This window comes from Pseudomonas emilianonis, from assembly GCF_023072625.1.
Taxonomy (GTDB): domain Bacteria; phylum Pseudomonadota; class Gammaproteobacteria; order Pseudomonadales; family Pseudomonadaceae; genus Aquipseudomonas; species Aquipseudomonas paraveronii.
The window spans coordinates 1-1,444 of the sequence record NZ_JAKNRV010000646.1 but is presented as its reverse complement, the minus strand read 5'-3'; the positions used below and the strand labels follow the sequence as shown (position 1 = coordinate 1,444).

General features: G+C 62.7%; 3 pseudogenes. 2 read left to right on the top strand and 1 reads right to left on the bottom strand.

The features are described from left to right. Positions 1 to 125: pseudogene (locus tag L9Z73_RS30440) on the bottom strand (3D domain-containing protein); the annotation flags it as partial. Between L9Z73_RS30440 and L9Z73_RS30435 the strand changes: the two are divergent. Then, positions 119 to 295 (top strand): annotated as a pseudogene (locus L9Z73_RS30435) (signal peptide prediction); the annotation flags it as partial. The pseudogenes L9Z73_RS30440 and L9Z73_RS30435 overlap by 7 nt on opposite strands. Before the next feature lie 208 nt (positions 296 to 503). Beyond that, positions 504 to 1,444 (top strand): annotated as a pseudogene (locus L9Z73_RS30430) (hypothetical protein); the annotation flags it as partial.

Genomic DNA, 1,444 nt, shown 5'->3' with positions numbered 1-1,444 from the left:
GGCCACAACATCCAGATCTGCCCCTGCTGCTTCATATTCCCTGCCAGTTCACCTGCTGCTTCCCCTGTGCCCCAGAACAAGTCCGCGCGCACTTCGCCGGTGATTGCGCCGCCGGTATCCTGCGCGGGAAGAATTACCGGGCAGCGATGGCCTGCCGCTGATCGATATCGGCGAAGTGCGCGACGGCGGCTCATATGAACAGCGCATGGGGCACATCGCGGTGTGGAATTCGGTGATGGATGAACACAACTACCTGGTGCGGCGCTGGGGGGATTTCATGCGCGCGCGAGGGTGATGCCGGCCAACCGCCTGTCGCCAATAATATGACGCGAAATATCCCGATTTTATTGTGTGCGCTTGCCTGAACTCCCAGCTAATCTGCTCAAACCCAACATCTTCTAAAAATAGATGTTTTTTTGACGCAGAGCCGGTCGTCGCAAGGAAGGCACATGACAAAGGGACGCAATGGCATCGAGAGGCGCACGCTTGCGCGGGGCGCGGCCATGCCGTGGCGTCACACGTTTCAGACCCGTATTGCCGGGGTGCTGGCCCTGTTGTTGTTGCTGGTGGTTGCCGGCACCTACTTCGCGGTCAAGGCTACCACCAGCCGCGCCGTGGAGAACCAGGCGCGGGTCCAGTTGAAAACCGGCACCCAAGTGTTCGAGCGCCTGCTGGACTTGCGCGGGCGCCGCTTGCAATACGGGCTCGACTGGCTCACCGCTGACGGCCCGTTCAAACACGCTGTGCTCGCAGGCAAGGCCGCGCCGATCCTGGCCGCTCTGCGGCAACACGGGACCGGCATTCGTGCCAGCGAAGTGTTTGTGCTGGGGCTCGATGGCAAGGTGATGGTCAGTACCTTGCCTATGCTCTCCAGCGGTCAACCGTTTCCTTACGACGCAGCACTGCGCCAGGCACGCCGCAGTGGCCTGCAAATGCTGATCGTGGCGATGGACGGGCGCCCCTATTTGCTGGTGCAAGACGAAGTGCTCGACCCGCTGCCCGTCGCCCGCGTCGTCATGGGCTTTCCCATGGACACGCTGTTCGCCAATGAACTGCGCTCCATGAGCAACCTCGACGTGTCGTTCCTCAGTGTGCAAGGCACACGCCCCGGCGCACTGCTCAGCACTCAGCCCGATGGCTACCAGGCCACCCTGCTCAGCCTGCTGCGTGACCCACACCCCAACCCCGAGGCGCAGATCGATCTGTTCTACGGCGAACGCGTGCTCAGCCATGTGCTGTCACTGGCCAACACCGGCGATGGCGATGAAGTGCGGGTGCTGCTGCAAAGCCCGCTGGACCATGCTCTGGAAGCCTTTGCGCCGCTGGGCCGGCAATTTCTCGGGATTGCCTTGGCGGTGCTGCTGATGTCGCTGGCCGGCGCGTTGTTTCTGGCGCGGCGGGTGTCGCGCCCGCTCAATGCGTTGGTGGAGGCCGCCGAACGACA